26 protein-coding genes are annotated in these 25409 nt (G+C 59.5%); 8 read left to right on the top strand and 18 right to left on the bottom strand.

Features of this window, described 5'->3' with window-relative positions:
* Positions 1-3: 3 nt before the first annotated feature.
* The 15 genes from OO258_RS08725 to OO258_RS08655 form a co-directional block, all read right to left on the bottom strand.
* The gene (locus OO258_RS08725) at positions 4-942 is read right to left on the bottom strand and encodes an acetaldehyde dehydrogenase (acetylating) (protein WP_266029796.1); all 939 of its coding nucleotides are present in this window, start codon (positions 940-942) and stop codon (positions 4-6) included.
* Between the two features lie 32 nt (positions 943-974).
* A complete protein-coding gene (locus tag OO258_RS08720) occupies positions 975-1175 on the bottom strand; it encodes a 2-hydroxymuconate tautomerase family protein (protein WP_019470811.1) in 201 nt (66 codons plus the stop codon).
* A gap of 13 nt (positions 1176-1188) precedes the next feature.
* A complete protein-coding gene (dmpH, locus tag OO258_RS08715; RefSeq protein ID WP_266029793.1) occupies positions 1189-1992 on the bottom strand; it encodes a 2-oxo-3-hexenedioate decarboxylase in 804 nt (267 codons plus the stop codon).
* Positions 1993-2002: 10 nt separating this feature from the next.
* Positions 2003-2785, bottom strand: a complete 783-nt coding sequence (gene dmpE / locus OO258_RS08710; RefSeq protein ID WP_060545506.1) for a 2-oxopent-4-enoate hydratase — start codon at positions 2783-2785, stop codon at positions 2003-2005.
* Between the two features lie 9 nt (positions 2786-2794).
* Positions 2795-4255, bottom strand: a complete 1461-nt coding sequence (locus OO258_RS08705) for a 2-hydroxymuconic semialdehyde dehydrogenase (RefSeq protein WP_266029790.1) — start codon at positions 4253-4255, stop codon at positions 2795-2797.
* 18 nt (positions 4256-4273) lie between these two features.
* Positions 4274-4930, bottom strand: a complete 657-nt coding sequence (locus tag OO258_RS08700) for a class II aldolase/adducin family protein (protein ID WP_266029977.1) — start codon at positions 4928-4930, stop codon at positions 4274-4276.
* 44 nt (positions 4931-4974) lie between these two features.
* Positions 4975-5838 carry a VOC family protein gene (locus tag OO258_RS08695; protein WP_266029788.1) on the bottom strand — a complete coding sequence of 288 codons (864 nt, stop codon included), beginning with the start codon at positions 5836-5838 and terminating at the stop codon, positions 4975-4977.
* A gap of 182 nt (positions 5839-6020) precedes the next feature.
* Positions 6021-7256 carry an MFS transporter gene (locus OO258_RS08690; protein WP_266029976.1) on the bottom strand — a complete coding sequence of 412 codons (1236 nt, stop codon included), beginning with the start codon at positions 7254-7256 and terminating at the stop codon, positions 6021-6023.
* A gap of 86 nt (positions 7257-7342) precedes the next feature.
* Positions 7343-8227, bottom strand: coding sequence for a SphA family protein (locus tag OO258_RS08685; protein ID WP_323054377.1), 885 nt, complete (start codon positions 8225-8227; stop codon positions 7343-7345).
* A gap of 211 nt (positions 8228-8438) precedes the next feature.
* Positions 8439-9392 carry a fumarylacetoacetate hydrolase family protein gene (locus OO258_RS08680; protein WP_266029784.1) on the bottom strand — a complete coding sequence of 318 codons (954 nt, stop codon included), beginning with the start codon at positions 9390-9392 and terminating at the stop codon, positions 8439-8441.
* Between the two features lie 10 nt (positions 9393-9402).
* A complete protein-coding gene (locus OO258_RS08675; RefSeq protein WP_026034390.1) occupies positions 9403-9777 on the bottom strand; it encodes a YciI family protein in 375 nt (124 codons plus the stop codon).
* Entirely contained in the window at positions 9770-10702 is a 933-nt protein-coding gene (locus tag OO258_RS08670; RefSeq protein WP_266029780.1) for a VOC family protein, read from the bottom strand. The genes OO258_RS08675 and OO258_RS08670 overlap by 8 nt, the downstream gene beginning before the upstream one ends.
* Before the next feature lie 14 nt (positions 10703-10716).
* Positions 10717-11031 (bottom strand): NIPSNAP family protein, encoded by a 315-nt coding sequence (locus tag OO258_RS08665; RefSeq protein WP_060545516.1) that lies wholly within the window; start codon positions 11029-11031, stop codon positions 10717-10719.
* Positions 11025-11930: an NAD(P)-dependent oxidoreductase gene (locus OO258_RS08660; protein ID WP_266029777.1), complete on the bottom strand. Its 906-nt coding sequence runs from the start codon at positions 11928-11930 to the stop codon at positions 11025-11027. Before OO258_RS08660 ends, OO258_RS08665 begins: the two co-directional genes overlap by 7 nt.
* Before the next feature lie 199 nt (positions 11931-12129).
* On the bottom strand, positions 12130-13026 hold the full coding sequence (locus OO258_RS08655; protein WP_416309198.1) for a LysR family transcriptional regulator: 897 nt from the start codon (positions 13024-13026) through the stop codon (positions 12130-12132).
* Positions 13027-13155: 129 nt separating this feature from the next.
* On the opposite strand from OO258_RS08655, the gene araD1 reads away from it, so the two are divergent.
* The 4 genes from araD1 (at position 13156) to OO258_RS08635 (ending at position 18741) form a co-directional block, all read left to right on the top strand.
* The gene (gene araD1 / locus OO258_RS08650) at positions 13156-14154 is read left to right on the top strand and encodes an AraD1 family protein (RefSeq protein ID WP_266029774.1); all 999 of its coding nucleotides are present in this window, start codon (positions 13156-13158) and stop codon (positions 14152-14154) included.
* 69 nt (positions 14155-14223) lie between these two features.
* Positions 14224-15543 carry an MFS transporter gene (locus tag OO258_RS08645; protein ID WP_266029772.1) on the top strand — a complete coding sequence of 440 codons (1320 nt, stop codon included), beginning with the start codon at positions 14224-14226 and terminating at the stop codon, positions 15541-15543.
* A 27-nt stretch (positions 15544-15570) separates the two neighbouring features.
* Positions 15571-17124, top strand: a complete 1554-nt coding sequence (locus OO258_RS08640; RefSeq protein WP_266029770.1) for a UxaA family hydrolase — start codon at positions 15571-15573, stop codon at positions 17122-17124.
* 30 nt (positions 17125-17154) lie between these two features.
* Positions 17155-18741: an aldehyde dehydrogenase (NADP(+)) gene (locus OO258_RS08635; RefSeq protein ID WP_266029768.1), complete on the top strand. Its 1587-nt coding sequence runs from the start codon at positions 17155-17157 to the stop codon at positions 18739-18741.
* Positions 18742-18799: 58 nt separating this feature from the next.
* Here the strand turns inward: OO258_RS08635 and OO258_RS08630 are convergent, their stop codons facing one another.
* The gene (locus OO258_RS08630) at positions 18800-19681 is read right to left on the bottom strand and encodes a LysR family transcriptional regulator (RefSeq protein ID WP_266029766.1); all 882 of its coding nucleotides are present in this window, start codon (positions 19679-19681) and stop codon (positions 18800-18802) included.
* A gap of 99 nt (positions 19682-19780) precedes the next feature.
* On the opposite strand from OO258_RS08630, the gene OO258_RS08625 reads away from it, so the two are divergent.
* From OO258_RS08625 to OO258_RS08615, 3 genes are read left to right on the top strand one after another with little or no spacing between them, the layout of a single operon-like run.
* A complete protein-coding gene (locus OO258_RS08625; protein ID WP_266029764.1) occupies positions 19781-20842 on the top strand; it encodes an alkene reductase in 1062 nt (353 codons plus the stop codon).
* A gap of 11 nt (positions 20843-20853) precedes the next feature.
* On the top strand, positions 20854-21690 hold the full coding sequence (locus OO258_RS08620; protein ID WP_266029762.1) for a pirin family protein: 837 nt from the start codon (positions 20854-20856) through the stop codon (positions 21688-21690).
* A gap of 36 nt (positions 21691-21726) precedes the next feature.
* Positions 21727-22311: an isochorismatase family protein gene (locus tag OO258_RS08615; RefSeq protein WP_266029760.1), complete on the top strand. Its 585-nt coding sequence runs from the start codon at positions 21727-21729 to the stop codon at positions 22309-22311.
* 431 nt (positions 22312-22742) lie between these two features.
* Here OO258_RS08615 and ctlX read toward each other — a convergent pair whose 3' ends face one another.
* Positions 22743-23678, bottom strand: a complete 936-nt coding sequence (gene ctlX, locus OO258_RS08610; RefSeq protein WP_266029758.1) for a citrulline utilization hydrolase CtlX — start codon at positions 23676-23678, stop codon at positions 22743-22745.
* Positions 23679-23714: 36 nt separating this feature from the next.
* A complete protein-coding gene (locus OO258_RS08605; RefSeq protein WP_266029756.1) occupies positions 23715-24767 on the bottom strand; it encodes an ornithine cyclodeaminase in 1053 nt (350 codons plus the stop codon).
* Positions 24768-24951: 184 nt separating this feature from the next.
* On the opposite strand from OO258_RS08605, the gene OO258_RS08600 reads away from it, so the two are divergent.
* Positions 24952-25374, top strand: coding sequence for an Lrp/AsnC family transcriptional regulator (locus OO258_RS08600; protein ID WP_266029755.1), 423 nt, complete (start codon positions 24952-24954; stop codon positions 25372-25374).
* Positions 25375-25409 lie beyond the last annotated feature (35 nt).

Raw genomic sequence — 25409 nt, 5'->3', positions numbered from 1 at the left:
GGTTCAGCCCTCTGCGTTCATGCGAGTACTTGCAATGCGCTCGGCGCATGCCATGGCGGCCGAGGTCATGATGTCGAGGTTGCCTGCGTAAGCTGGCAGGTAGTGGGCGGCGCCCTCTACCTCAAGGAATACCGAGGTTTTCAGACCACTGAGCTTGCCCAGGCCCGGAACATTGACCGGGGCATCTTCGGGAATGACCTCGAACTGAACCTTTTGCTTGAGTCGATAGCCCGGTACATAGCTCTGTACGCTGGCAACCATATCTTCGATCGAACGTTCAATCTCGTCCTGACTTCCAAGCTCGGACAACACGAACACCGTGTCGCGCATGATCAGGGGTGGTTCGGCGGGGTTGAGCACAATGATGGCTTTACCGCGCTGTGCACCACCGAGTTTTTCAATCGCCTGCGACGTGGTTTCGGTGAACTCGTCAATGTTGGCCCGGGTGCCTGGACCGGCAGATTTGCTGCTGATCGAGGCAATGATCTCTGCGTAGTGCACCTTGGCCACACGCGACACCGCTGCCACCATCGGGATAGTGGCTTGCCCACCGCAGGTCACCATATTGATGTTCGGCGCATCCAGCTCGGCGTCCAGGTTGATCGCGGGGATGGTATAGGGGCCGATTGCCGCAGGCGTCAGGTCGATCACCTTCACACCATGTTGCTGCAAGACTTCGTTATGGTGTGCATGCGCACCTGCGCTGGTGGCATCAAAGACGATACGAATATCTTTGAAGTTAGGCATCGCCAGCAAGCCGTCGATACCGCCAGCCGTGGTGGCTACCCCCAGTCGATCAGCACGGGCCAGGCCGTCGGAGGCCGGGTCGATGCCGACCATGGCGGCCATTTTCAAGTGTTTGCCATTGCGCAGGATCTTGATCATCAGGTCGGTGCCGATATTGCCAGAACCAATAATTGCGACGCTGATTGGATTACTCATTGTTGTTTTTCCTCTAGTGACACAGTCTTGGGTCAGGCATTACCGCGCCGGCGCTCGGCCAGGGTCTTGCCACCTGCGGCCCACTGCGTATCGGGGATTTCCTGCAACAACACGCGTACGCTGTCGACTGGCACTTCGAGGCTATGCGCGATGGCCTGAGTGACGCTGACCAACAATGCGTGCTTTTTCTCTTCACTACGCCCTTCGGCGAGGTGGATCATGGCGATAGGCATGGTCGACTCCGACTCAACGTTGGCTGGAAGAGGTGAAACGCATGGAGACGCTGCCCAAGTGCTGGTAGCGGACGCTGATGTTGTCCCCAGCTGCAACGGCGATCGCCTCGGTAATGCCTCCGGTCATGATGAAGCAGCCGGCCGGCAGCTCACGTCCCTTGGCGCCCAGCATGTTAGCCAGCATCGCTACGCTCTGCGCCGGGTGGCCCAGTACGGCGGCGCCAGCGCCAGTCGCGACGACTTCGCCGTTTTTCTCCAAGACGACACCCAGGCATTTCAGGTCGATGCCTTGTACACCGCTCATCTGGCCGCCTGTGACGAATCGCGCCGAGGATGTGTTATCCGCAATGACGCTCTTGAGATCGAAGCGGAAGTTCTCGTAGCGCGAGTCGATGACCTCGACTGCAGGCAGAATGAAATCAGTGGCAGCCAGTACATCGCCAACGTGCACGCCCGGGCCTTTCAGCGGATGCTTGAGCACAAAGGCGATCTCGGCTTCCACTTTGGGGTGGATCAGACTATCGACATCAATGGCCGCGCCATCAAGGCATGAACCGTAGTCGGTGAGGAAGCCGTGAATAGGGTCAGTTACGCCCATTTGTTTCATTTTCGCAAAGGAAGTCAGGCCCATCTTCAGGCCTGGAATGCGCACGCCGCGTGCCTCCTTGCGCTGACGGATCGCATCCTGGATCGCGTAGGCATCTTCCCAATCCATGTCTGGGTGAGCATCGGTGATCTTCGCTACCGCCTCACGCTTGAGTTCAGCGTTTTCCAGGTGTTCGGCGAGTTGGGCAATGGTGCTTGGAGAGAGATTCATAAGAGTTCCTTCAAACGAAACGGACAGAGGCGGAGCCGATGCCGCCGAGCGATACACGCAATTGATCGCCAGGTTGAACTGGGACCATGGCGGCGAGTGAGCCGGAGAGAATCACCTCGCCCTTGTTGAGCCCGATACCCAGCTGCCCCAATTTGTTGGCTAGCCAAGCAACAGCGTTCGCCGGGTGCCCCAGCGCAGCAGCGCCAGCGCCGGTTGCGACAACTTCACCATTCTTTTCCAAGGTCATGCCGACACAGGCCAGATCGACGTCGCGCGGTGCGGCACCCTGCCCCCCCAGCACGAACGCACCTGCGGAAGCGTTATCCGCAACGGTGTCCTGGATACGAATCTTCCAGTCGCGAATGCGCGAATCGACGATTTCAAAACAGGGCATCACATAGGCGGTGGCCCGCAGCACATCGGCTACGGTGACGCCTGGACCGCGCAGGTCCTCTTTAAGTACGAAGGCAATTTCACCTTCAGCCTTAGGCGCGATCAAACCGTCCAGAGAGATCGCAGCACCATCGACATAGAGCATGTCCGAAAGCAGGTGGCCGAAGTCCGGTTGATCGACACCGAGCATGTCCATGACCACTTGGCTGGTGACGCCGATCTTCTTGCCGATGACCTTCTGGCCTCCTTCGAGACGATGCTGGATCATTGCCAGTTGGACCTGATAAGCCTGCTCAAGCGTCATGTCGGGATTACGCTCGGTCAACGGCGCGACTGCCTGGCGGTCAGTCAACGCCTGATGCAGCTGCAGGCCAAGCTTTTCGATTTCTTGCTTGTTCATGATGGCTCCTTACAGCCGCACGCAGACATTGCGCAGTTCGGTGTAGAACTCAAGCGAGTGAACGCCCCCCTCACGCCCGATACCGGACTGCTTGGCGCCGCCGAAGGCGGTACGCAAGTCGCGCAGGAACCACGAGTTGATCCAGCAAATGCCCACATCGAGCGCACTGCCCAAGCGGTGGGCTACCTGCAAGTCGCGCGTCCACACACTGGCAGCCAGGCCATAGGGGGTGTCGTTTGCCATGCGGACCACTTCTTCTTCGGTATCGAATGGGGCGATATGACACACTGGGCCGAAGATTTCCTCGCGGACCACGGCAGAGGTTTCTGCAAGGCCAGTCCAAATGGTCGGCTCAAACCAAGCGCCTTCGGCTAGATGCGGCGGCACCTGCGCAATACCGCCGCCGTGGACCACTGTTGCACCATCGGCAACGGCCTGGCGGCAGTAGGAGAGAATCTTCTCGCGGTGGCCCAGCGAAATGACTGGCCCCATGTTGGTGTCGGCCTGGTTGGGGTCGCCAACTTTGATGCCCTCTGCATGCGCCTTGAATGCAGCTACAAAGCGCTCGAACAACGGGCGCTGCACGTAGATACGCTCGGTACCCAGACAGACCTGGCCACTGTTCTCGAACACGGCACGGCCCAAACCTTTGACGGCTTTTTCAAGATCTGCGTCGGCGAAGACGATGCCGGCGTTCTTGCCGCCCAGTTCCAGCGATACCGGGCGGATACCATTGGCGGCCGCTTTCATGATGATCTCACCGGTGCCGGTCTCGCCGGTAAACGTCACGCCGTTAACCTCGGGATGGGCTGTCAGGAAGGCACCGGCAGAATCGCCACCAAAACCATGCACAACGTTGTACACGCCAGGTGGCACACCTGCCTCGTTCATCACTTCGGCAAGCAACGTGGCTGTAGCGGGTGTTTCTTCGGAAGGTTTCACCACCACGGTATTGCCGCAGGCCAGGGCCGGGCCGACCTTCCAGGTCATGAGCAACAGCGGCAGGTTCCATGGGCAGACCACGGCGATCACGCCTCGTGGAGCGCGCACGGCGTAGTTGACTGCCTTGCCGCCATCCGGTGTGTCCATCACGAAGCTTTCAGTGGGCACATTTTTGATCAGGTCAGCGAACACTTTGAAGTTGGCCGCCCCGCGTGGGATGTCCAGGTGGCCAGCAAGCGCACGTGGTTTGCCTGTATCGGCAACTTCAGCCGCGACGAACTCGTCATGACGACGCTCAATACCTTCTGCAACTTTGTGTAGCAGCGCAGTCCTCTGCGCCACCGTCATGCTGCCCCAAGGGCCTTTCAAGGCATTGCGCGCAGCGCGTACGGCAGCATCGACTTGCTCCTGGTTTGCCTCGTGCACCAACCCGACAAGGCTATTGTCTGCAGGGTTACGATTTTCAAATGTGCGGGTGCTGGACACCCACTCACCATTGATGAAATGGCGGAATTCTTTCGCAGGCATACGGTATTCCTTCTTGTTTTAGAGAGAGGGGATGCGGTATTCGGGGTCAGCGGCGGTGAGGTAGTCCCACATGCGCTCGTAGATCCGGCCGGTGGTGACAGCCCGCTGGGCACATGCCTGTGCATCGAGCACCGGTCCTTCAGCGGCAAGGCCGGCACTGTGCAACTGCAACTCGATGCGCGCGGCGTCTTCCAAGTACCAGGTCAACGTCAACGCTTCGACTAGCGATACGCCAGCAACGATGGCGCCGTTACCACGCATTACCAATGCGTTCCCGTTCCCGAACTGGTCAGCCAGCGCGCTGGCTTGTGCTTCGTTGCGCAGCAACTGAGGGTCATCCCACAAGGGAATCGGTGCGCTGAAATAGCTGCCGATCCCGTGCCGGGCTTGCGGCGTCAGCCGGGCGCAGGATAGCGCCATGACTTGGGCTGGCATGCTCCGTATCACTGCGCGGACATCGGGGCGACGGCTGTAAATCTGCTGGTGGATACGAACTTCACCCAACACACCTTCGGGCAGCTCCCCGTGAATTGGCACCACGACCCCGGGTTCGCCTGCTCTGATAAGCCCCATGGGGCGTGCCGCGCATACCAGGAAATGCTCATCGTCCAGGCGAAGGCTGCAGTGCCCATAAGCATGGACCAGGCCAGCACGCGCCAGCGCTCGCGCTGCCATGCGCACCTGTCGCTGCGCATCGCCGCTGGGTATCGGAAATTGATTCACGATTTGAACTCTGGAATGTCAGGTTTTGCGCCCCATGCGCAGAAGGATTCGTTCGTCGCCGAGAACTGCCGTGGCTGGTGGCTAGCATCTTTCTCCGCAGGGATGAGGCTGACGCCGGTCGAGTATTCGTAGGTCATGCCGTCCGGCCCTTCGAAATACAGAAACATCGCGCCTGAGGTCGGATGGCGCCCTGGGCCGAACAGGATGCGAATCCCCCGGTCAACCAGGAAGTAATAGGCACGCATCAGATCATCCACCGACTCGACCTGATGGTTGATGTGCTGTACCCCAGCGTGGGACGACGGGAAAAGCGCAATCTTGTGGTGAACTTCATCGATGCGTAGCAGCGGCGCCTCGCCGATGCGATCGCTTACCCGGGCGTTTGCGAGCTGTGTCCAGAACAACTCGTCGCGCCGAGGATTCATGGTGCGCAAGCCAATATGACTGAAGCCGGTGATGCCGGCATCTCGGCTCGGGAAATAGTTGCGACCACTGGCATGAGGGCGCAGCACCAGCTCGATGTTGTTGCCGCTAGGGTCTTTGAAACGAATGAAGTCGTCGACATAGCGCACTTCAGCGTCCTCACGCGAGCCGTGCTGGACTTTGAATTCGTTACGCTCAAGCAGGATGGCTGCGTCTTCCAGATCCTGCGCGGTCCTCACCTCGAAGGCTGTGGTGGTCTCGTGGGGATCGCCCTCGTAATAGCAGAGCGTGTGATCGCGATTGTCGGAACGGAAGTAGATGGCGCCATGCGCTTCACGCACGACCTGCAGGCCCAGAATCTGAGTGGCGTAGCGCCTTGCATCATCCAGGTTGGCCGTACCCAGCCTGACGTAACGAATATCGTGCAAGTTGATCATGAGGGTTGTCCTCTTATTGATGTTGTCTGACCAAGATCTTCAGGCGCGACGATCAATAAATGAAGCAAATATTCATTATTCCCACTATCCGATTTTATTATGACCTTCCCATAATTGGCTTTCACTCAGGCAAAAAAAAGCCCCGAGTCCTGGGACCCGGGGCGCAATGCGCGAGATGAACCTTAATTGATCGCTTCTTGCCCTGGCAGAACGCCTTCGGCGCTATGGCCATCATCTGCCGTTACAGGGTTTTGGGGCATAGCGATGACGAAGATCGCAGAGATAACGTAGAACCCTGCACACACCATCAATCCAGCGGCAAGGCTGTAGAAACTAGCAATGCCACTGAGGAGTACCGGGGCGAATGCCGCCAGTCCCCTGCCCGCATTGAAACAGAATCCCGCACCCAGTGTTCGCACGCGTATCGGATACATTTCGCTGAAGTAAGAGCCAAACAACCCAGCGAACACCATGAAGAAGGCATAGCCCGCACCAATCCAGATGAGCCATTGCGCCTCCGGCGTGTAGACGTACACAACAGCCATCAGCGATGTGAGCAACAGCGATATGACAATGGTCAGCCGCTTGCCGATGCGATCCGCAATGAATCCGAAGATGTTCAGCCCGACAAAATTACCCAAATGAAGGACCGCCATGAAGCTGGTCATGGCTGCCAAGCCCAGCCCCCTGTCTTGCATGAGGTAAGTGGGCAGCCATGTACTTACGCCCCACGACCCCAATAAAGCGAAGCTCGCTGCACATGAGCCAAACAGCGTATAACGAAGCAGTGCCGGTGCAAAAATTTCGCGCACTGAAATACGGGAAGTGGCTTCAGCAACCGAATGCCGTTGTGCTTGCCAGGCGGGCGATTCGGGTATAAGGAAGTACACATACAGAATGGGCAAGAGCACCGAAATCCCAGACAACAAGAACATAGAACGCCATTCGGGTAACATGAACTTCGCAGCCAATGCGGCCACGATTGCCCCTATCGGAAATGCGCTGATCACGAATGAAATCGCGCGCGCCCGTTGCTTAGGCGGCCAGGTCTCGACGATATAAGCTGAGAGAATGGTCCAGACGCCACCGAGTCCTAACCCGGATACAAATCTCAGTGCCATGAGTAGGTAGAGTTCGTGAGCCTGTGCAAAGAAGCACGTCAGCACGCCAAAAATTGCCAACGATGCGAGCAACGCATTCCGGCGCCCAAAATTGTCGGAGTACCAGCCAGTCGCAACCCCGCTGACGCCAATGCCCAACAGCGTCGCGCTGGCCATAGCGCCTGCCTCATTGAGGCTGAAACCTAAATCCTGACGGATGACCGGGAGCGCCACGGTCAGCAGAATGATTTCCATTGCATCGAACAGATAGGCAATGAAACCGCCGATCAATACATGCCACTTGGATATACCAGTCATGATTTCACCTGATTGTAATTTTAGTGCAGTGATATTCATGGAATGACTGTCGCTTTGCTTTGCGCGATCCTTGCAACAAACGACACTCAGAATCGGTAAACGGCTTGCAACCAAATACGGTCACCCGAGGCCCGATTCTCCACATGCGTTTCATGTTGCCATTTCATGACGAAACCGAACTCCGGCGCCTGGTACTTCAGAGCGGGACCGATTGCGGCCACTTGGCCCCGATTGCCATCTAGGTAGGTATGTCCGTCTTTCTCGTCATCGCTGACCTGTTTGTAGAGGTAGCCGTTCAACCCAAGCTGCCATTCGCGGGTAATGTTGTAGCCAATGTTGTAATCGGCATTGAACTCATGGCCGGAGCGATAATCGGTATCTTTGTTCTCGCCGTTGATCATATAAATCAGCTTTGCGCTGACTTCGAGATTTTCCAGCGGATATGCCGTAAATGAATACCATGGCCCATAGGCCCAAGTGTTCCTACCCGGGTTGAACAAGCGGTCTTTGTCGTAGGCTCCCACCGGCACAAATACGTCCAGCCCGAACAACTGATGGTAACGGGGGGAGCTCCAGCCCAGCACGAATGGCACGACGGTTAGGTCGCCGATGCCTTCCTGATGGTCACTGCGCCTCACGCGACCTGCCGGGGTATCGACATTGAAACTGATATCGCCTTTGACCAGTGGCAAGGCGACGCGACTGGCAAATTTGCCGCCGAGAAATGAAACGTCCTGATAGACATAATCGACGCGAATCGAAAGTGCCTGGATATTTAGATCGAAGTCATGAATACCTGCTTTTCTATCGCCGTCCCCATCGAGTGTTTGACCTGCACGATAATCCGAAAGATAGAAGAACTCGGTAAATCCGGGAGGTGGCATCTTGCCGGCGCCCACCGTGTTAACACCGAGAGGATATGAAGTACCACCACCTTCAGTGGCGTAAGTCATTGAGGTGAAAGGTAGCATGACGCATAGGCACGCTGCACGGCTGGCCGTGAGGTTTGGTTTGCTCATCTCATAGTCCACTTTTATTGTTGTATTGCGGAGGAGATCTTCAAGTTCCAGGCCGAGTTTTCCTCTGCCGTGGCCAAACGATCGGGTGCTTCGTCGCACGCCGATCATTCAGCAAGTTGCAATTTTCAGTAAGTCAGGACTCAGGCAGTTCGTTCTGGAGGTTTCAGCGGATAGTAGTTACCAACTCGCCCAACCCTTCGATACACACTTTCAACACATCGCCGCGCTCGAGGAAGGTATGGCTTTCCATGCCCACCCCGGCGGGCGTGCCGGTGAGCAGTACGTCACCTGGGAACAGGTCGATGGTCTGGCTGAGATAAGAGATCTGCTCAGCGACGCCATACATGTGATTCCGCGTGTTGGAGTCCTGCACCCAAGCGCCGTTGCGTGCCAGCTTGATATCCAGGTTCTCAGGGTCTTTCACGAACTGTGCCGGTGTCAGGTATGGCCCCAATGGGCATGACCCGGTGAAGCACTTGTGCCCGATCCAGTCGAAACGAAACGGCGAGCTAGCATCGACCTGTTCGCGGCGAAGGCGATCGCGCGCCGAAAGGTCATTGGCGCAGGTGTACCCGGCTACATACTCAAGGGCCTCTTCAACGGAAACTCGCGACGCACGTTTGCCGATCACGACTGCCAGTTCAGCCTCCCAATCCAGCATCCGCACACCTGCCGGGAACTCGACCGACTGCTTGTGTGCAACCAGACAACCACGGCCAGGCTTGATGAAGTGCCAAGGCGCGATGCCTTCGCTGCGTGGGTCCAGCGATAACTTCATGTTGAACGCACGCGCCATGGCTTCCACATGGTCGCGGTAGTTAGCGCCCGCAGCATAAATGGTGCCCGGCCGAGCCAGAAACGGCGCAAACTCCACCGCCTCAAGGTCCAGGCGGTAGCCCTCATGGAGCGCTGGAGCGCCGAAGACGCTATCTGCCAGTGCTTGCAGCTGAGTATTGGTTGCAGCCCAGTCGTCGAGCAGCGCATCCAGCGAAACCAACGGCACCTTTACACCGGCATTGGCAGCAAGGTGCCCCAGATCATAAGCGTACTCACCCACCAACAGGCCGGTTGCTTGGGCTTGGAAATCGTTGTAATAAGCAAAAAGCTGATACTTCATGGGACCACCATCACAAAAGCGAATAGCGTTGATCGGAGAAACTGACGTGGACGGTCAAACCACCTTCCATCAGCAGCCATTTGCGGATTTCCACGTCATACAGTCCGTTGGCAATGAACGGATCTGCTTGGACGATGCGCAGGGCTTCGGCTTCATCAGCCGCGCGCAGGATGCTCATGCCTCCCAGTTCGCCTGGCGACGCGTGCGCCGAAACGAAAGGGCCAGATGCGAACAGCTCGCCACGTTTCTCGGCGACAATCGCCCACATCAAGTGAGCTTCCAGCAACTCCGCCAGCCTACTCAGATCGCGGGGCTTACGAAGCACCACGAACAATGGTTTTTTCAGCATGCCAGCCAGAAGTTCCTGAGCCGATGAGTTACTCATCGCGTGCCGCCTCGAAGTTCTTGATGAATGCTTCAGGCGGAGGGTTGGTCGCCCATACCGCAATCACATCCTGAGGATCGCCGTCGAAAGCTTCCCATTCACTGTCGTCTTCCGGGATGACGTCGATGTCCCAGAAGTACTCGACCATGCTGCTCCAAGGGTCGCGAATGTAGTGGAAGTAATTGGAGCCGGCCACATGACGTCCCAAGCCGAAAGCACTCTCGTAGCCAAGACTCATCAGGTGTTTGGCCCCGAGCTGGATCTCGTCGAGATCGGTCACTTCGAAACTTAGGTGGTGCAGGCCACTATGGCTGCTCTTGGCCAGACCCAGGACGTGATGGTCGCCACCACAGCCACAGCGCAGGAATGCGATCTTGTCCCCTGCACGGTCAGAGACTTTCATCCCCAGCACGCGGGTGTAAAACTCAATGGAACGATTAACGTCGGCGGTGAACTTGATCAGGTGACCGAGGCGCAGCGGGGTTACCCGACGCAGTTTTGAGGTCGGAGTACAGCCGCGCTCACCAATACGGCGATAGCGGCCCGGGGTATTCAGCTCCGGGGTTTCCAGCGGTTGTGCAGGCATCGAATCGGCTTCGTTGACATGTACCCAGTCACCGGATGGATCACGGAACCAGATCCCGTCCTGACCAATGTCAAAAGGCGCCGGGTGAATTACTACCCCATGAAAACTCAAGTTCTCGCGAATTGCCTGCAGGCCCTCAGCGTCGGTGCCAAATGAGATGTAGCTTAAATGCTTCTGGATGCCGGGCATCAGCCGCACCTGGTCTTGGGCGCGTCCTTTGCAGCGCATCACGACGTGTTGCCCAGAGATACGCGCTTCGAGACCGACTGCCTCGTAGAACGAACGACCCACTTCCAGGTCCGGAATGGTCATACCTACGTGTTGAAGAGAGCGAATCATCGGTGAGGCTCCTCTTAGCGAATGGGAGAGAACGGTGCGGCGCTGAGCAGCTCGACCTGTTGCGCTTCTACCATGTGTGCGTTCTTGCCGAGGAAAGCGCGCCATTTAGGGTCGTTGGACAATGCCGCGCGCCGCTGGGCGCGGTCCTCAAAGCTGGCGTAGCCCCACAGCTGGATGACCCGGTTAATGTCTCCGGTCTCGGGCTTGAAGTACCCGATCAGGTTGCCCAAAGCTTCGCCTTGGATCGGCAGACCTTCCTCTTGATACGCGCGCAGGAACTCGTGCATCGCGCCAGGCTTTAGTTGGTAGGTACGTTGTTCAATCAGCATGATGTTTTCTCTTTTTTGGAATTGGCCATGGAATCGGCCTCGATCAGCTTGATCACTGCCGAAATATCTTCTTCACCGATGCCCTCCTCGATCGCACGCACAAAATAAGGCTTCGCGGCGTTGAACAAGGGCGCAGCACAATCGAGCCCATCAGAAAGCTCGCTGGCCATATCAATGTACTTTTCGAGGGTTACGAACGGCCCGGGTGCAGGCACGAAATGACGCTCGGCCATCATGGGCGCGCGCGCGTTGAACATCGTCGAGCCGCCCGCGCTTTGGCGTATCACATCAACCACTTGCTGGGGATCGAAACCTGCCTTCACGCCAAGGTTCAGCGCCTCTGCAGCAGCCAGGGTATGGATAGCTACCAGATAATTGGCGATCAGCTTCATCGCCACTGCGCTACCGAATTCACCGATGTGGAACTGGATGTCGGCGATGGCATTGAGCACAGGCTTACAGTGCGCAACCAAGTCCGGATCACCCCCCAGGAACAATGAGGCCTTGCGCTGCAACACCATGGAAGGGGTACCACTGACTTCGGCCTCGAGCACACGCGCGCCGCGTTGCTCGATACGCTGGGCGATACGTTGCTTGAACGTTTTGCAGTAGGTGCCAATTTCAATCAGGGTGTGCTGCGGCCCGATGGAATCAAGCAGACCTTCAGGGCCTTCCATGATGCCAACATGGGCGACCTCACTTGGCAGGCAGGTAAGGATGATATCTGCCCGCTGGGCCACGGCCGCCGGACTGTCGAGGGCAACTCCCCCTTGGCTGATGAAAGCCTCGCGGTCTCGGCGCCGGTATCCGACGACACGAAACCCGGCAGCAAGCAGGTTGGTTGCGATAGGAAGGCCAAGCTGACCGATTCCCACCATACCGATGGTTATTTCAGGCATTTGAAGCCTCTCTTCTATTGTTTTTGTTCTGTCCGGAGCGTGTCGCTCGGCTTAGCGCTAACCTAGGCGCAGCCGTGTTCCGGAGCAAACAGCCCTGCTTATGAATAAATAGAATCGAGACTTATAGGAGGGGCATGCAGCCGCCCGAAGAACATGCTGGGAGCCCGAAGGGCCGTGTCTTCGCGGCCACTTGAACGGGTTAGGCCATCAGAATGTCTACCAGCATCTGTGCAGGTTTACTCAGCTCGACGCCAACCCGAGTCACGACCTCGTAGGGCTCGCTCCGCGACTTGAGTTGCAGCGGCAGACGGACCAGCATGCCGTGGTCCAGGGCCATCCTGGCGACATCCCATGGCATCACCGCGAGCAGATCCCGATCTTGCATGAGCATGGACAACGTCGTGAAAGTCGACGAGGTTTCGATGGGGTATTGCGGGAAGCTCAAGCCGGCCTCGCGAAACTCACGCTCAAGGGTCAGGCGCATGGGCATGTTTACCGGGAACACCACCCAGCGCGATTGCGCCAATTGCTCAAGGGTCAACGCTGAGCAGGCCGCCAGCGGATGCGCCGGGTTTGCCACCAGCACCAACTGTTCCTGATGTTTAACCCGGCTCTCATAGGCTTTAGGTCTTGGACTGACGCTCGTCCGGCAAATCACCACATCCAAGCGCCCTTGGTCGAGCAGGTTGAGCAAGCGGTCACTGGTGTCCTCCACCACCGATACAGACAGGTCCGGCTGGTTCTCGCGCAAGCGCGCCAAACCCTCGACCATGATCGGCACAGCGCCCATGATGGTGCCCACAGACAGACGTCCGCCGTGGCCTTGGAGAATGCCCAGCATCTCCTCACGCAGATGCGCGAGATCGTTACCGATCAAGCGTGCATAGCGCACTACGCAACGGCCCAGGTCATTGGCTTCAAGGCCTTTGCTGGTCCGTTCGAACAGCACCGCGCCCAGCGTCGACTCGATCTCGTTGAGCGCCTTAGTCGCCCCGGGCTGGGTAATCGACATGGCCTCGGCGGCCTTGTGGATCGAGCCCAGCTCATCGAGGTTGATGAGCAGGCGCAGTTGGCGCAGGCGCAGGCGCGAGGCCATGGAACTCAAGGGTGGGAGCATAGGGGATCACTAAAAGTTATCACGGGGCAAACAGCTCTCATTAGGCAGCATCGGCCGGGAAAATTAAAGTGGTTGCCATCGATCCCACAAGAACAACACGGAGCCAGCATGCGCCTGATCCAATTTGAAACCGCAACCGCCCAGCGCCACGTCGGCGTGGTCGAAGGCGACCTGATCCAGCTCGTCCGCCACACCACCCACATGCGTGAACTGGCCCTTGCCGCCATCCGCAACCAGCGCAGCCTCAGCGCCGAAGTGCTGGAGCGCGGACTGGACAGCAGTACTGAAAGTTATTCCCTGGCCCTGGCCGAGTGCCGCGTGCTGCCGCCGCTGGACCACGAAGACCCGGCCCACTGCCTGGTAACTGGCACCGGCCTGACCCACCTGGGCAGCGCCTCGACCCGCGACAAGATGCACCAGCAAAAAGCCGCCGACACCGCCGCCCTGACCGACACCGCCAGGATGTTCCAGTGGGGCATCGACGGCGGCCGCCCGGCCGCAGGCCAGGTGGGCGCCCAGCCGGAGTGGTTCTACAAGGGCGACGGTTCTGCCGTGGTCCGTCCGGGACAGTCGTTCCAGAGCCCCGCGTTCGCCGAAGACGCCGGCGAGGAGCCGGAACTGGCTGGCCTCTACGTGATCGGCGATGATGGCCAGCCCTACCGGCTTGGCTTCGCCATCGGCAACGAATTTTCCGACCATGTGATGGAGCGCCGCAGCTACCTCTACCTGGCCCACTCCAAGCTGCGCAATTGCGCCTACGGCCCCGAACTTCGGGTGGGCGACCTGCCCCGCCACCTCGAAGGCACCAGCCGGATTCGCCGTGGTGACACCGTATTGTGGGAAAAACCGTTCCTCAGTGGCGAAGACAACATGTGCCACTCCCTGGAGAATCTGGAGTACCACCACTTCAAGTACCCGCAATTCCTGCGCCCTGGCGATGTGCATATCCACTTCTTCGGCACCGCGACCCTGTCGTTCGCCGATCAGGTCAAGACCATCCCGGGCGACGTCTTCGAGATCAGCCTGGCCGAGTTCGGCGCGCCGCTGCGCAATGCCGTCGGCCAGGCTGCCGCGCCCCTGGAACCGGGAGCCGTGAAGCCCCTTTGACCTGAACCGCATCAGGCGCAGGGAGGCGCCGCCCCGGCATTTCATAACAAACATAAGAGTGAGATGAGCATGAAGAACAGCCCTTACCCGGCGGCCCCCTCGCCCGCCCTCGCGACCGCCGACAGCACCCGTCCGACCAACGTGCGCTGGCGCATCTTCCTGATCCTGCTGTTGCTCGCGGCGATCAACTACATCGACCGCGCTTCGCTGTCGGTGGCCCTGCCGCTGATTTCCGCCGAGTTCGAACTGACCCCGGCCCTGGAAGGCCTGATCCTCAGCGCCTTCTTCTGGTCGTACGCGCTGATGCAGATCCCCAGCGGCATGCTCCTGGACCGCTTCCAGGTGCGCAACATCGTCGGCGTCGCCACCGTCGGCTGGGGCGCGTTCCAGGCTCTGGGCGGCTTCGCCCACAACTGGATCACCCTGTTGGTCACCCGCATCGGCCTGGGCGTTGCCGAATCGCCGATCATGCCCGCCGGCGCCAAGCTCAACGGCGCCTGGCTGACCCCCAACGAGCGCGGCCGTGGTGCCACCCTGGTAGACGGCGGCGCACCGCTGGGCACGGCCTTCGGCGCGATCATCATCGCCGGCCTCATCACCTGGTTCGACTCCTGGCGCATCGCCTTCATCATTGCCGGTGTCGGCACCGTGGTCGTCGGCATCTGGGCCTGGTGGTACATCCGCAACCACCCGAGCGAGCACCCGCTGGTCAACAAGGCCGAGCTGGACTACATCACCGGCGCCAACGACGCCGCGGCCAACAGCAACGGCAACCGCAAGGCCGTGCTCAAGGAGCTGCTGAAAAGCCGTTCGGTGCTGTGCATGTTCGCCGGCTACGCCTGCTACAACAGCGTGTTCTACGGCCTGCTGACCTGGATGCCGAGCTACCTGCACCAGGCCCATAACCTCGACATCAAGGCCATGGGCGGCGCCACCTTCCTGATCTTCATGTGCGGCTTCGTCGGCGAACTGATCGGCGGCTGGATCGCCGATAAATGGCGCACCAACGGTGGCCAGCCAAACACCGTGATGCGCAGCATGTTCGCAGGCTCCGCCGCCGTGGCCGCGCTGTGCATCCTGCTGGTGGCCTACACCCCGGATGCGGCCCGCGTCATCGCCCTGCTCTGCGTCGCGCTGTTCTTCATCCGCTGGTGCGGCATGTACTGGTGCCTGCCGGCCATCCTCGGCGGTAAATCCAAGGCCGGCGTACTGGGTGGCAGCATGAACTTCTGCGGCAACATGGTCGGCGTCATCGTACCGATCCTGATCGGCCTGATCGTGCAGTTCACCGGTTCCTACTTCCTGGCCCTGATCTTCTTCGTGGTCATGGCCTTCGGCCTGATGCTGTTCTCCGGCCTGATCGACTATCGCGAGCGTGGGCTGGCCTAAGCCACTCGCCCCATTGAGGTGACTGTCATGCAACTCATTACAACAACAGGCAGTGCAAGCGCTGCCAACGCCGTGATCCGACTCAACCCGCTGGACGATGTGCTGATTGCCCGCCAGCCGCTGACCGAAGGGCTGGAACTGCCGGAAGGCATCCGCGTGCGCGAGCCGATCCCGGCCGGGCACAAGGTCGCCGCCCGCGCTATCGCGGCGGGCCAGCCGCTGCGTCGCTACGGGCAGATCATCGGCTTCGCCAGCCGCGACATCGAAGCCGGCCAGCATGTCCACGTGCACAACGTGGCCATGGGCGACTTCAGCCGCGACTACGCTTTCGGCGTCGACGCCAAGGGCGTGAAAGCGCCAGTCGAAGACCGCTTCATGGGCATCGTGCGCGCCGATGGCCGGGTTGCCACGCGCAACTACATCGGCATCCTCACCTCGGTGAACTGCTCGGCCACCGTGGCCCGGGCCATCGCCGACCATTTCCGCCGTGATATCCACCCCGAGGCACTGGCCGCCTACCCCAACGTCGACGGCGTGGTCGCCCTCACACACGGCGTCGGCTGCGCGGTCGATCCCGGTGGCGAAGCCCTGGCCATGCTGCAACGCACCCTCGGCGGCTACGCGGTGCACGCCAACTTCCATTCGGTGCTGATGATCGGCCTCGGCTGCGAGACCAACCAGATCCCCGACCTGCTCGCGGCCCAGGGCCTGGAAAGCTGCAACACCCTGCGCACCTTCACCATCCAGGGCACCGGCGGCACCTCCAAGACCATCGCCAGCGGCATCGCCCAGATCAAGACCCTGCTGCCCGAAGCCAACGACGTGCAACGCGAGCCGGTCAGCGTTCGCCATCTCACCGTCGGCCTGCAATGCGGCGGCTCGGATGGCTATTCCGGCATCACCGCCAACCCGGCACTGGGCAATGCCGTGGACCGGCTGGTGGCCGCAGGCGGCACCGCCATCCTCTCGGAAACCCCGGAAATCTATGGCGCCGAACACCTGCTGACCCGCCGCGCGGTAAGCCAGCAGGTGGGCGAAAAACTCATCGCCCGCATCCAGTGGTGGGAAGCCTACTGCGCGCGCATGGGCGCCGAACTGAACAACAACCCCTCGGCCGGCAACAAGGCAGGCGGCCTGACCACCATCCTCGAGAAATCCCTCGGCGCCGTGGCCAAGGCTGGCTCCAGCGACCTGGTGGACGTGTACGAATACGCTCAACCCGTGAGCGCCCACGGCCTGGTGTTCATGGACACCCCCGGCTACGACCCGATCTCGGCCACCGGCCAGGTCGCTGGCGGGGCCAACCTGATCGCCTTCACCACCGGGCGTGGCTCAGCCTACGGTTGCGCGCCGTCGCCCTCGATCAAGCTCGCCACCAACACCCGCCTGTGGCAAACCCAGGAAGAAGACATGGACGTGAACTGCGGCGGCATCGCCGACGGCAGCATGACCATCGAAGAACGCGGCGAGCACATCTATCGCCTGATGCTCGCCATCGCCTCGGGCGAGCGCAGCAAGAGCGAGCAGCACGGCTACGGCCAGAACGAATTCGTGCCGTGGCAGATCGGCGCCATCACCTGATTCCCGACCCACTCGATTACGGAGCCCTCCATGACCCGCATCCTCGGTCACAACTACATCGGCGGCCAACGTTCCGCGCACGGCGAGATCCGCCTTGAAAGCCTCGACGCCGCGACCGGCGAAGCGCTGCCCGGCGTGTTCAGCCAGGCCACCGAAGCGGAGGTCGATGCTGCTGCAAAAGCCGCTGCGAGCGCCTTCCCGCTGTACCGCAATGTGCCGGCCAGCCGGCGTGCCGAGTTTCTCGACGCCATCGCCGACGAACTCGACGACCTGGGTGACGACTTCGTCGCCACCGTCTGCCGTGAAACCGCCCTGCCTGCCGGGCGTATCCAGGGTGAGCGCAGTCGCACGAGCGGCCAGATGCGCCTGTTCGCCAAGGTGCTGCGCCGGGGCGACTTTTATGGCGCACGGATCGACCGCGCCCTGCCGGATCGCCAGCCGCTGCCGCGCCCGGACCTGCGCCAGTACCGCATTGGCGTGGGCCCGGTGGCGGTGTTTGGCGCCAGCAACTTCCCGCTGGCCTTCTCCACGGCCGGCGGCGACACCGCCTCGGCGCTGGCTGCTGGCTGCCCGGTGGTGGTCAAGGCCCACAGTGGCCACATGGCCACGGCCGAATGGGTGGCCGATGCCATCATCCGCGCCGCCGAGCGCACCGGCATGCCGGCCGGCGTGTTCAACATGATCTATGGCGGCGGCGTGGGTGAATGGCTGGTCAAGCACCCGGCGATCCAGGCGGTGGGCTTCACCGGCTCGCTCAAGGGCGGCAACGCCCTCAGCCGGCTCGCCGCCGAGCGTGCGCAACCGATCCCGGTGTTCGCCGAGATGTCGAGCATCAACCCGGTGATCCTCCTGCCCGAGGCCCTGCGGGCCCGTGGCGACAACATCGCCCGTGACCTCAGCGCGTCAGTGGTGATGGGCTGCGGCCAGTTCTGCACCAACCCCGGTCTGATCCTCGGCCTGCGCTCGCCAGCCTTCAGCGCCTTCGTCGAGCAATTCAAAGCGCACATGGCCGACCAGCAGGCGCAAACCATGCTCAATCGCGGCACGCTGGCCAGCTACCGCAAGGGGCTGGAGCACCTGCGCACCTATCCGGGCGTTCGTCATCTGGCCGGCAGCGCCCAGGGCGACCATCAGGCGCAACCGCAACTGTTCCAGGCCGACATCAGCCTGCTGCTGGGCGGTGACGAGTTGTTGCAGGAGGAGGTGTTCGGCCCGGCCACTGTGCTGATCGAAGTGGCGGATGCGCAACAGCTGGCGGCTGCCATCCAGGCGCTGCGTGGGCAACTGACCGCCACCCTGATCGGTGAAGCGCACGAGCTGCCGAACTGGGGCTGGCTGGGTGAGCTGTTACAGGAAAAGGTCGGTCGGGTGCTGCTCAACGGTTATCCAACCGGTGTCGAGGTGTGCGACGCCATGGTGCATGGCGGGCCATACCCGGCGACCTCGGATGCTCGAGGAACCTCCGTCGGTACCCTGGCGATCGACCGTTTCCTGCGTCCGGTATGCTTCCAGAACTACCCGGATGCGCTATTGCCCCCGGCGCTGCAAAACGCCAATCCGCTGGGTATCAGCCGTTTGGTCGACGGTGAGATGCAGCATGCAACCTTGGCGGATTGATCTGGTACCACTCGCAACCATCGGGGCACTCGCTGAGCGGGCGCCCCATTCTCTGTGACTAAGGCTGCTCCAACTGATCTCGCAGATACTCGATAAACCGCTGGGTTTTGGCAGGAAGCAATCGGGTTTCTGTCAATGCGTACACGGGTACCGGTGTCGCTTGCCACTGCGGCAGCACCCGTTGCAAAGCACCTGCATTGACATCTGGCGCAGCGATACCGGCAGGCAGGAGTGCGATGCCAAGGTCTAGCGAGGCAAGTCGACGCAACATCCCCACACTGTTCAGCTCAAAGCGGCCACCCACTTGAACCTGTTCGACAGCACCCTGGCTGGTCAGGGTCCACTTGTCCGCGCTTGCTCCTGACATCCGCAGGCATTCGTGATGCACAAGCTCCGCTGGATCACGGGGCTCGCCGGAAACCCGTAGATAGTGAGGTGAGGCGTACAGGCCGCGTTGCAGGGTAGCCAGTTTCCGCGCAATCAAGTTGGAATTGGCCGGCTCGCCCATCCGAATGACGACATCCACGGGGTCACTGACCAAATCGACCTGCCGTGGTGTGAGATCGAAGTCAAAGGTGATGCCTGGATACAGTCTTGCGAAATCCGCAATCAACGGCGCCAGGTAGATGTTGGCGAAGTCCACTGGCAACGAGGCGCGCAACAGGCCGCTGGGCCTGGCGAGCAACTCACCCAGCTGCTCATGCGCCAGCCTCGCTTCGTCGACAATGCGCTTGCACCGATCAAAGTAAAGCTGGCCGGCCTCTGTCAGCTCAATCTTGCGCGTGGTGCGATGAAGCAGGCGCAACCCTATCTGCTTCTCCAGGCTGGTGATACGCCTTGAAAGCGTCGAGCTTGGCATGTTCATGGACTCCGCTGCGCCCCGAAAGCTGCGCATCTTCACGACCTCGACGAACAGGGCCATGTCGTTCAGGTATTCCAAGCATTGCTCCAAAAATGGATTAGTCATTTCAGTTTTGCCGGATTTATCCCGACAACGGATTGAATGATGATAACCCCATCACCGCAAAGGAGCACTGTAATGAACTCTCTTTTTTCCGAAGTCCAAGTAGGCCGTTACACGCTGTCCAACCGCATGGTCATGGCCCCCATGACACGTTCACGTGCAAACGATGCTGGCGTTCCTTCCGATCTCGTCACCACCTACTATGAGCAACGCGCCAGTGCTGGTCTGATCATCTCGGAAGGTGTTTTCCCGGTGGCGCTTGGCAAGGGTTATGTACGGACCCCGGGTATTGAAACCGATGAGCAGGTAGCAGCGTGGAAAAAGGTCGCTGAATCCGTTCACGCCCGTGGCGGCCGTATCTTCATGCAACTGATGCACTGCGGCCGTGTTTCTCACCCGTCATTGATCGACGGCGCCCAGCCACAGGCACCATCAGCCATCAAGGCCGCGGGCCAAACCTATACCGCTACCGGCCTGCAGGACTTCGTCATCCCGCATGCACTGAGCATCGTCGAAATCGCTGGCGTCGTTGAAGGTTACCGCCAGGCTGCTCGTCGGGCTATCGAGGCTGGCTTCGACGGTGTGGAGTTGCATGCAGCATCGGGTTATTTGCCGGAACAGTTCCTCTCCAGCGGCAGCAACCAGCGCGACGACGAATACGGTGGCTCAGTTGAAAACCGCGTTCGCTTCGTTCTCGAAGTGCTTGCCGCGATAGTCGAGGAAGTGGGCGGCGATCGCGTGGGTATCAAGATTTCTCCGGAAATGAACTTCAACGATATCGTCGACGCCAATCCGCAAGAGACCTACACCTACCTGGTAAAGCACCTGCGGCCGTTCAACCTCGCCTACCTGCACGTCGCCCTGTTTGGGGCCGAGTTCGACTACCACAGTGCACTGCGTCCGCTGTTCAATGGCAGCTACCTGATCGGCAGTGGCCTGAACAAAGAAAGCGCCGAGGCGCTTATTTCCGGCGGCAAAGCGGATGCAGCCGTATTTGGTGGTGCGTTCCTCGCCAACCCGGACTTGCCAGAGCGTCTGCGCGTCGGTGCCGAGCTCAACGCCCCGGATAAAAACACCTTCTATGCGCCTGGCGCAGAGGGCTACATCGATTACCCATCCCTGACCCAAGGGGCCTGAGGAGCGCCACCATGCTACCCACCGCACGCCTGCAGCGTATGAATCACGGAAGCCAGTTCCGAGCGTTCAGCCTTCGTGGCGATCAGTTTGCGAAACCAATTGATCCGTTTCTGGGCGTGGATCATGCCTGGATCAGCGGACCGACCTTCCCACCGCATCCGCATGCGGGTTTCTCCGCAGTGTCATACCTGTTTCTGGATTCAGAAACGGGGATCGATAACCGGGACTCACTGGGCAATCGCAATGTGATTCATCCCGGTGGCCTGCACTGGACGGCGGCGGGTAGCGGCGTGGTACATGAAGAAGTACCAGCGGAGCCCGGCAAGACCGTGCACATGCTGCAAATCTTCATCAATCTGCCCGAGGACAAACAGGCGCAGGCTCCTCATGCCTTCAGCCTGGAAGCACGCGATGTACCCGTTGTACGCCTGCCGGGGGTGAAGATTCGTGTGCCCCTCGGGGCCTTCGGCGAGATCGCCTCCCCCCTCTCGTTGCCCACCGATGTCCGGTTGCTGGACATCCTGCTGGAAGCGGGCGGTGAGGTAGAAATTCCAATCCCGGTCGGGCATGTAGCGTTCGTCGTGCCGATTGATGGGGAGGTGAGCGTGGATGGCCAGCCGTTCAGTCTGCTTGATCCAAAGGCCCCCGTGAATCTGCCCCAAGGGCCAAAGCGGGTTGTCATGCTGCAAGCAAAAAACGGCGCCGCAAAGGCAGTGGTTTTTTCAGGGACACCGCTGAATCAGCCCGTTCACTGGCAAGGCCCAATGGCGCTGGCGTCACCAGCTGCACTGGGCGAAGCCGTGCAGCGCTATCAACGCGGGCTGTTCGGCAGCCTGCAAACCCGATAAGCCAACAACCATTCCCAACTAAGCGAGAAGATCATCATGACTTACGAAAATTTCAATGCTGACAACGCTGCCCTGCTGCTGATCGATCATCAGGTTGGCACCATGGGGTGGGCCAAATCCATGCCCTTCGATGAGCTCAAACGCAATGCGCTGATGCTCGCCAAGGCGGCGCGCATTCTCAAGCTGCCAGTCGTGCTCACCTCCAGCATGGAGGAGCATGCGCAAGGGCCGTTGCTGAGTGAACTGCAAGAAATCCTCCCGGTCGAGTTCGCGGAGCGCATCAAGCGCTTGGGCATCGTCAACGCAATGGACGACGAACATTTTGCCGCAGCCGTCAAAGCAACTGGTCGCAAGAAGCTCATCATTGCCGGCGTAACCAATGATGTCTGCACCGTCTACCCGGCACTGTCGCTGGTCCGTGACGGCTTTGAGGTACAGGTTGTCGCCGACGCAGGCGCGTCGCCAACCGCGATGGCCGATGACATAGCGCTCCGTCGGATGGACAAGGCAGGTGTAACGCTGACCACCACCAACCAGTTGATTGCCGAACTGGCTGGCAGCTGGGCAACGCCTGAAGGCGGAGAGTTGGTACAGGTGCTCATGGAGTCGTTCGGCGGCTAAGTGCCCCCAGTCACAGTGAGCCCGCGAGACATTCATCGTCTTGAAGCCAGCCAAGCACTCAAGAATAACTTGCTCGATCCCGTGCCGCGCGTTTGGCCAGGACTCTGGCAAGAGGCTGTAATGTTTGGCCCGGCTGCTCGAAAAAAACCAGCCCGATGAGCCGATGGGTAGCGTGTTCGCGAGATATGAAGCATCTCGTATGCCCTTCATCCAAGGCTTAGTAGCGCAGCCGCGAGTGCGAAGGTCAGTAAGACTTCGACCAGTCAAGAGCTACCTGGACACGAGCCCGTGCAGCCTTCGCGCAACATCAATCGCAAGTCGACTATGCCCAACAACACACGGAAGTGTTGCGCGCTGAGCGCACTGTCATCGACATGCACTTTCCAGCCTGGCAAAGCGGAAAGTGCATGGATGCTGCTGCGCAATCGCAATTAGCGAGGGGACAGGTGGATGCCGGCGATCATGCAGCGAACAGAACCACCCGCCATTTCAATCGTGGGCACGTCAAGCGGTACCAGTCGGGCCGAACGTTCGATGCGTTGACGCTGAATATCGGTCAGGCTGTTGAACGCTCGGCGGGAAAGCGCAAGGATACGACCGTCTCGACCAGACAGCTCGATCGCATTACCGGCAAATTCCGCGATCTGCTGATTGGTCAGGTCGATAACATCGCGACCTGACTCCATCAAACGCATACGCACCTGCTCAGCTCTCACTTTGTTGGTGAAAGTACCAAACCCTACCAGCGCAAACTCCGTCGCCACGCACATAAGAACATTCGTATGGTAGATCGGTGCCCCCTGCTCGTCAGCAGTGTCGAACACCATGGGCTCGAAGTTGAAGTGTGTGCTGAACCGTTCGAGGGCTATCGGGTCGGCGCGATTGGAGCGTGCTGTGTAGGCCACCCTGGACATGTGGTCGAACACCATGGCGCCGGTGCCCTCAAGGAACAGTTCATCCTGTTCGAGGCCCGAGTAGTCGATTACATCCTGGACCCGATACTCCTGCTTGAGCATCTCGATAACATCGGTGCGTCGCTCACGCCGTCGGTTGGGCGAATACATGGAGTAGATTGCGATGTGCCCACCAGGGTGCGTGGAAAACCAATTGTTCGGGAACACCGAGTCCGGCGTGTTTCTCTCGCCCAAATCATCGAAAAGATGCACCCGAACTCCCTCGGCTTCCAGCCGACTGGCCGCCTGGGTGACCTCTCCATGGGCAATTTCGGCAAGGGTATGTGCAGCGAGCTCAGCACTCGAACGCTGGAATGAGTTGTCAGCAGCGGTTTCAGGATTGGGGGTAAACGCATGGGGCCTGATCATCACCACAGCCGCAGGTGCCTGGATTGAACGCGTTGGGAATGCCATCAAGAAATACCAAAGGTAATGAGCTGATCGTGGGGGTTATGCAACGCGTCGGATGCGTTTTTTTGCGGCGCGGCCACGGGTGTGGCTGAACAGATCCTTCGGGTCGTCCTCCACCCACGGGACCAGGTCAATTTTTGTACCAGCCCCACGCTGCTGGGCCTGCTGGAGCACGTAGCGCAGTACCGAATAATCCTCGAGGGCGAAGCCGACAGAATCGAATACAGTGACCTGGTCATCGCTCTGACGCCCCTCTTCCTCGCCTGTCAGTACCCGCCACAGGTCAACAACAGGTGAATCAGCCTCAAGCTGCTGGATGTCACCTTCAATACGGGTCTGAGGCTCGTACTCGACAAAAACCCTGGCCTGGCGCAGGACATCAGCGTGCAACTCTGTTTTGCCTGGGCAGTCACCACCCACCGCGTTCAGATGCATGCCGGGTTCGAGCATATCGGGCGTGATGATGGTCGCGTAGGCCTTATCGGCGGTAACGGTCGTAACGATGTCTGCACCATGTACAGCTTCTGCCACGCTGCGGGCACGCGTGATCTTGAGTTCTGGGTATTCCTGCAGATTCCTGATCAGCTTGGCTGTCGCCTGAGGGTCGGTGTCGAAGGCAGCAATTTCTTGGATCCCCAGATGTTTGTGGAATGCCAGTGCCTGAAATTCGCTCTGCGCCCCATTTCCGATCAGGGCCATTCTCTTGCAGTTCGGTCGCGCAAGCGCTTTGGCGGCCATCAGGGAGGTCGCAGCAGTGCGCAGGGCCGTTGCAATGGTCAGTTCGGAAAGCAACACTGGATAGCCGGTATCGACATCGGCCAGCACCCCGAACGCCATCACGGTATGCAGATCTTTGAATGTGTTGGATGGATGGCCGTTTACATACTTGAACGCATACCGACTGGCATCGGCCACTGGCATCAATTCGATCACCCCTACTGCAGAGTGGCTGGCCACGCGTGCCGATTTGTCGAACTCCGGCCAGCGTTTGAAATCGTCGTGAATAACTTTCGAAAGCTCACCTAGAAATTCAACTACGCCAATATCCTGCACCAGGTCAGACATGGTGGGTACATCGATGAAATGCGTCATTGTTATACACCTAATGAGTGCACTCTCTGCTCGGCATTGAGCGGGGAGCGCCAAGTATGAATGTGGCCGACGAAGAAATTCTGATGCACCTTCGATACAAAATGAAGCTTACAGGTTGCCAAATTCCGCAGGAATCTAGACACTTTGCTCACCAGAAATAGCAATGTGGGCAGTGTGCATCATCATGGACAACATCGATCAAGAACTCATCGCACTATTACGAAGCAATGCGCGCACCCCGGTCATGACATTGGCCAAGAAACTAAAGGTCGCTCGGGCCACTGTTCAGAACCGGCTGAACAAGCTTGAAGAGAGTGGCGTCATTCTCGGGTATACCGTGCGCTTGCAAACCGATGCCATGGTGCGCGGCGTCAGGGCGATCACCAGCATCGGCATCAGCGGCCACCACGCCGCCGAGGTCAAGCATGCACTACGCGGGCACCCCAATGTGGTTGCCATCCACACCACCAACGGCAGGTGGGACCTGATGGCGGAGCTGCATGCCGAAACGCTGGAGGCCTTCGATAAGGCGCTCAACACCATCCGTTCCATCAAGCACATCGACAACACTGAAACCAGCATCTTGCTGTCTTCCTTCAAGATGTAATGGCTCTTCGATACGCCGCTCAGGCGACCTGGCAC

This window comes from Pseudomonas sp. DCB_BI (assembly GCF_026240995.1).
Lineage (GTDB): Bacteria > Pseudomonadota > Gammaproteobacteria > Pseudomonadales > Pseudomonadaceae > Aquipseudomonas.
The sequence above is the reverse complement of the archived record's forward strand: the minus strand, read 5'-3'. Positions and strand labels throughout refer to the sequence as shown.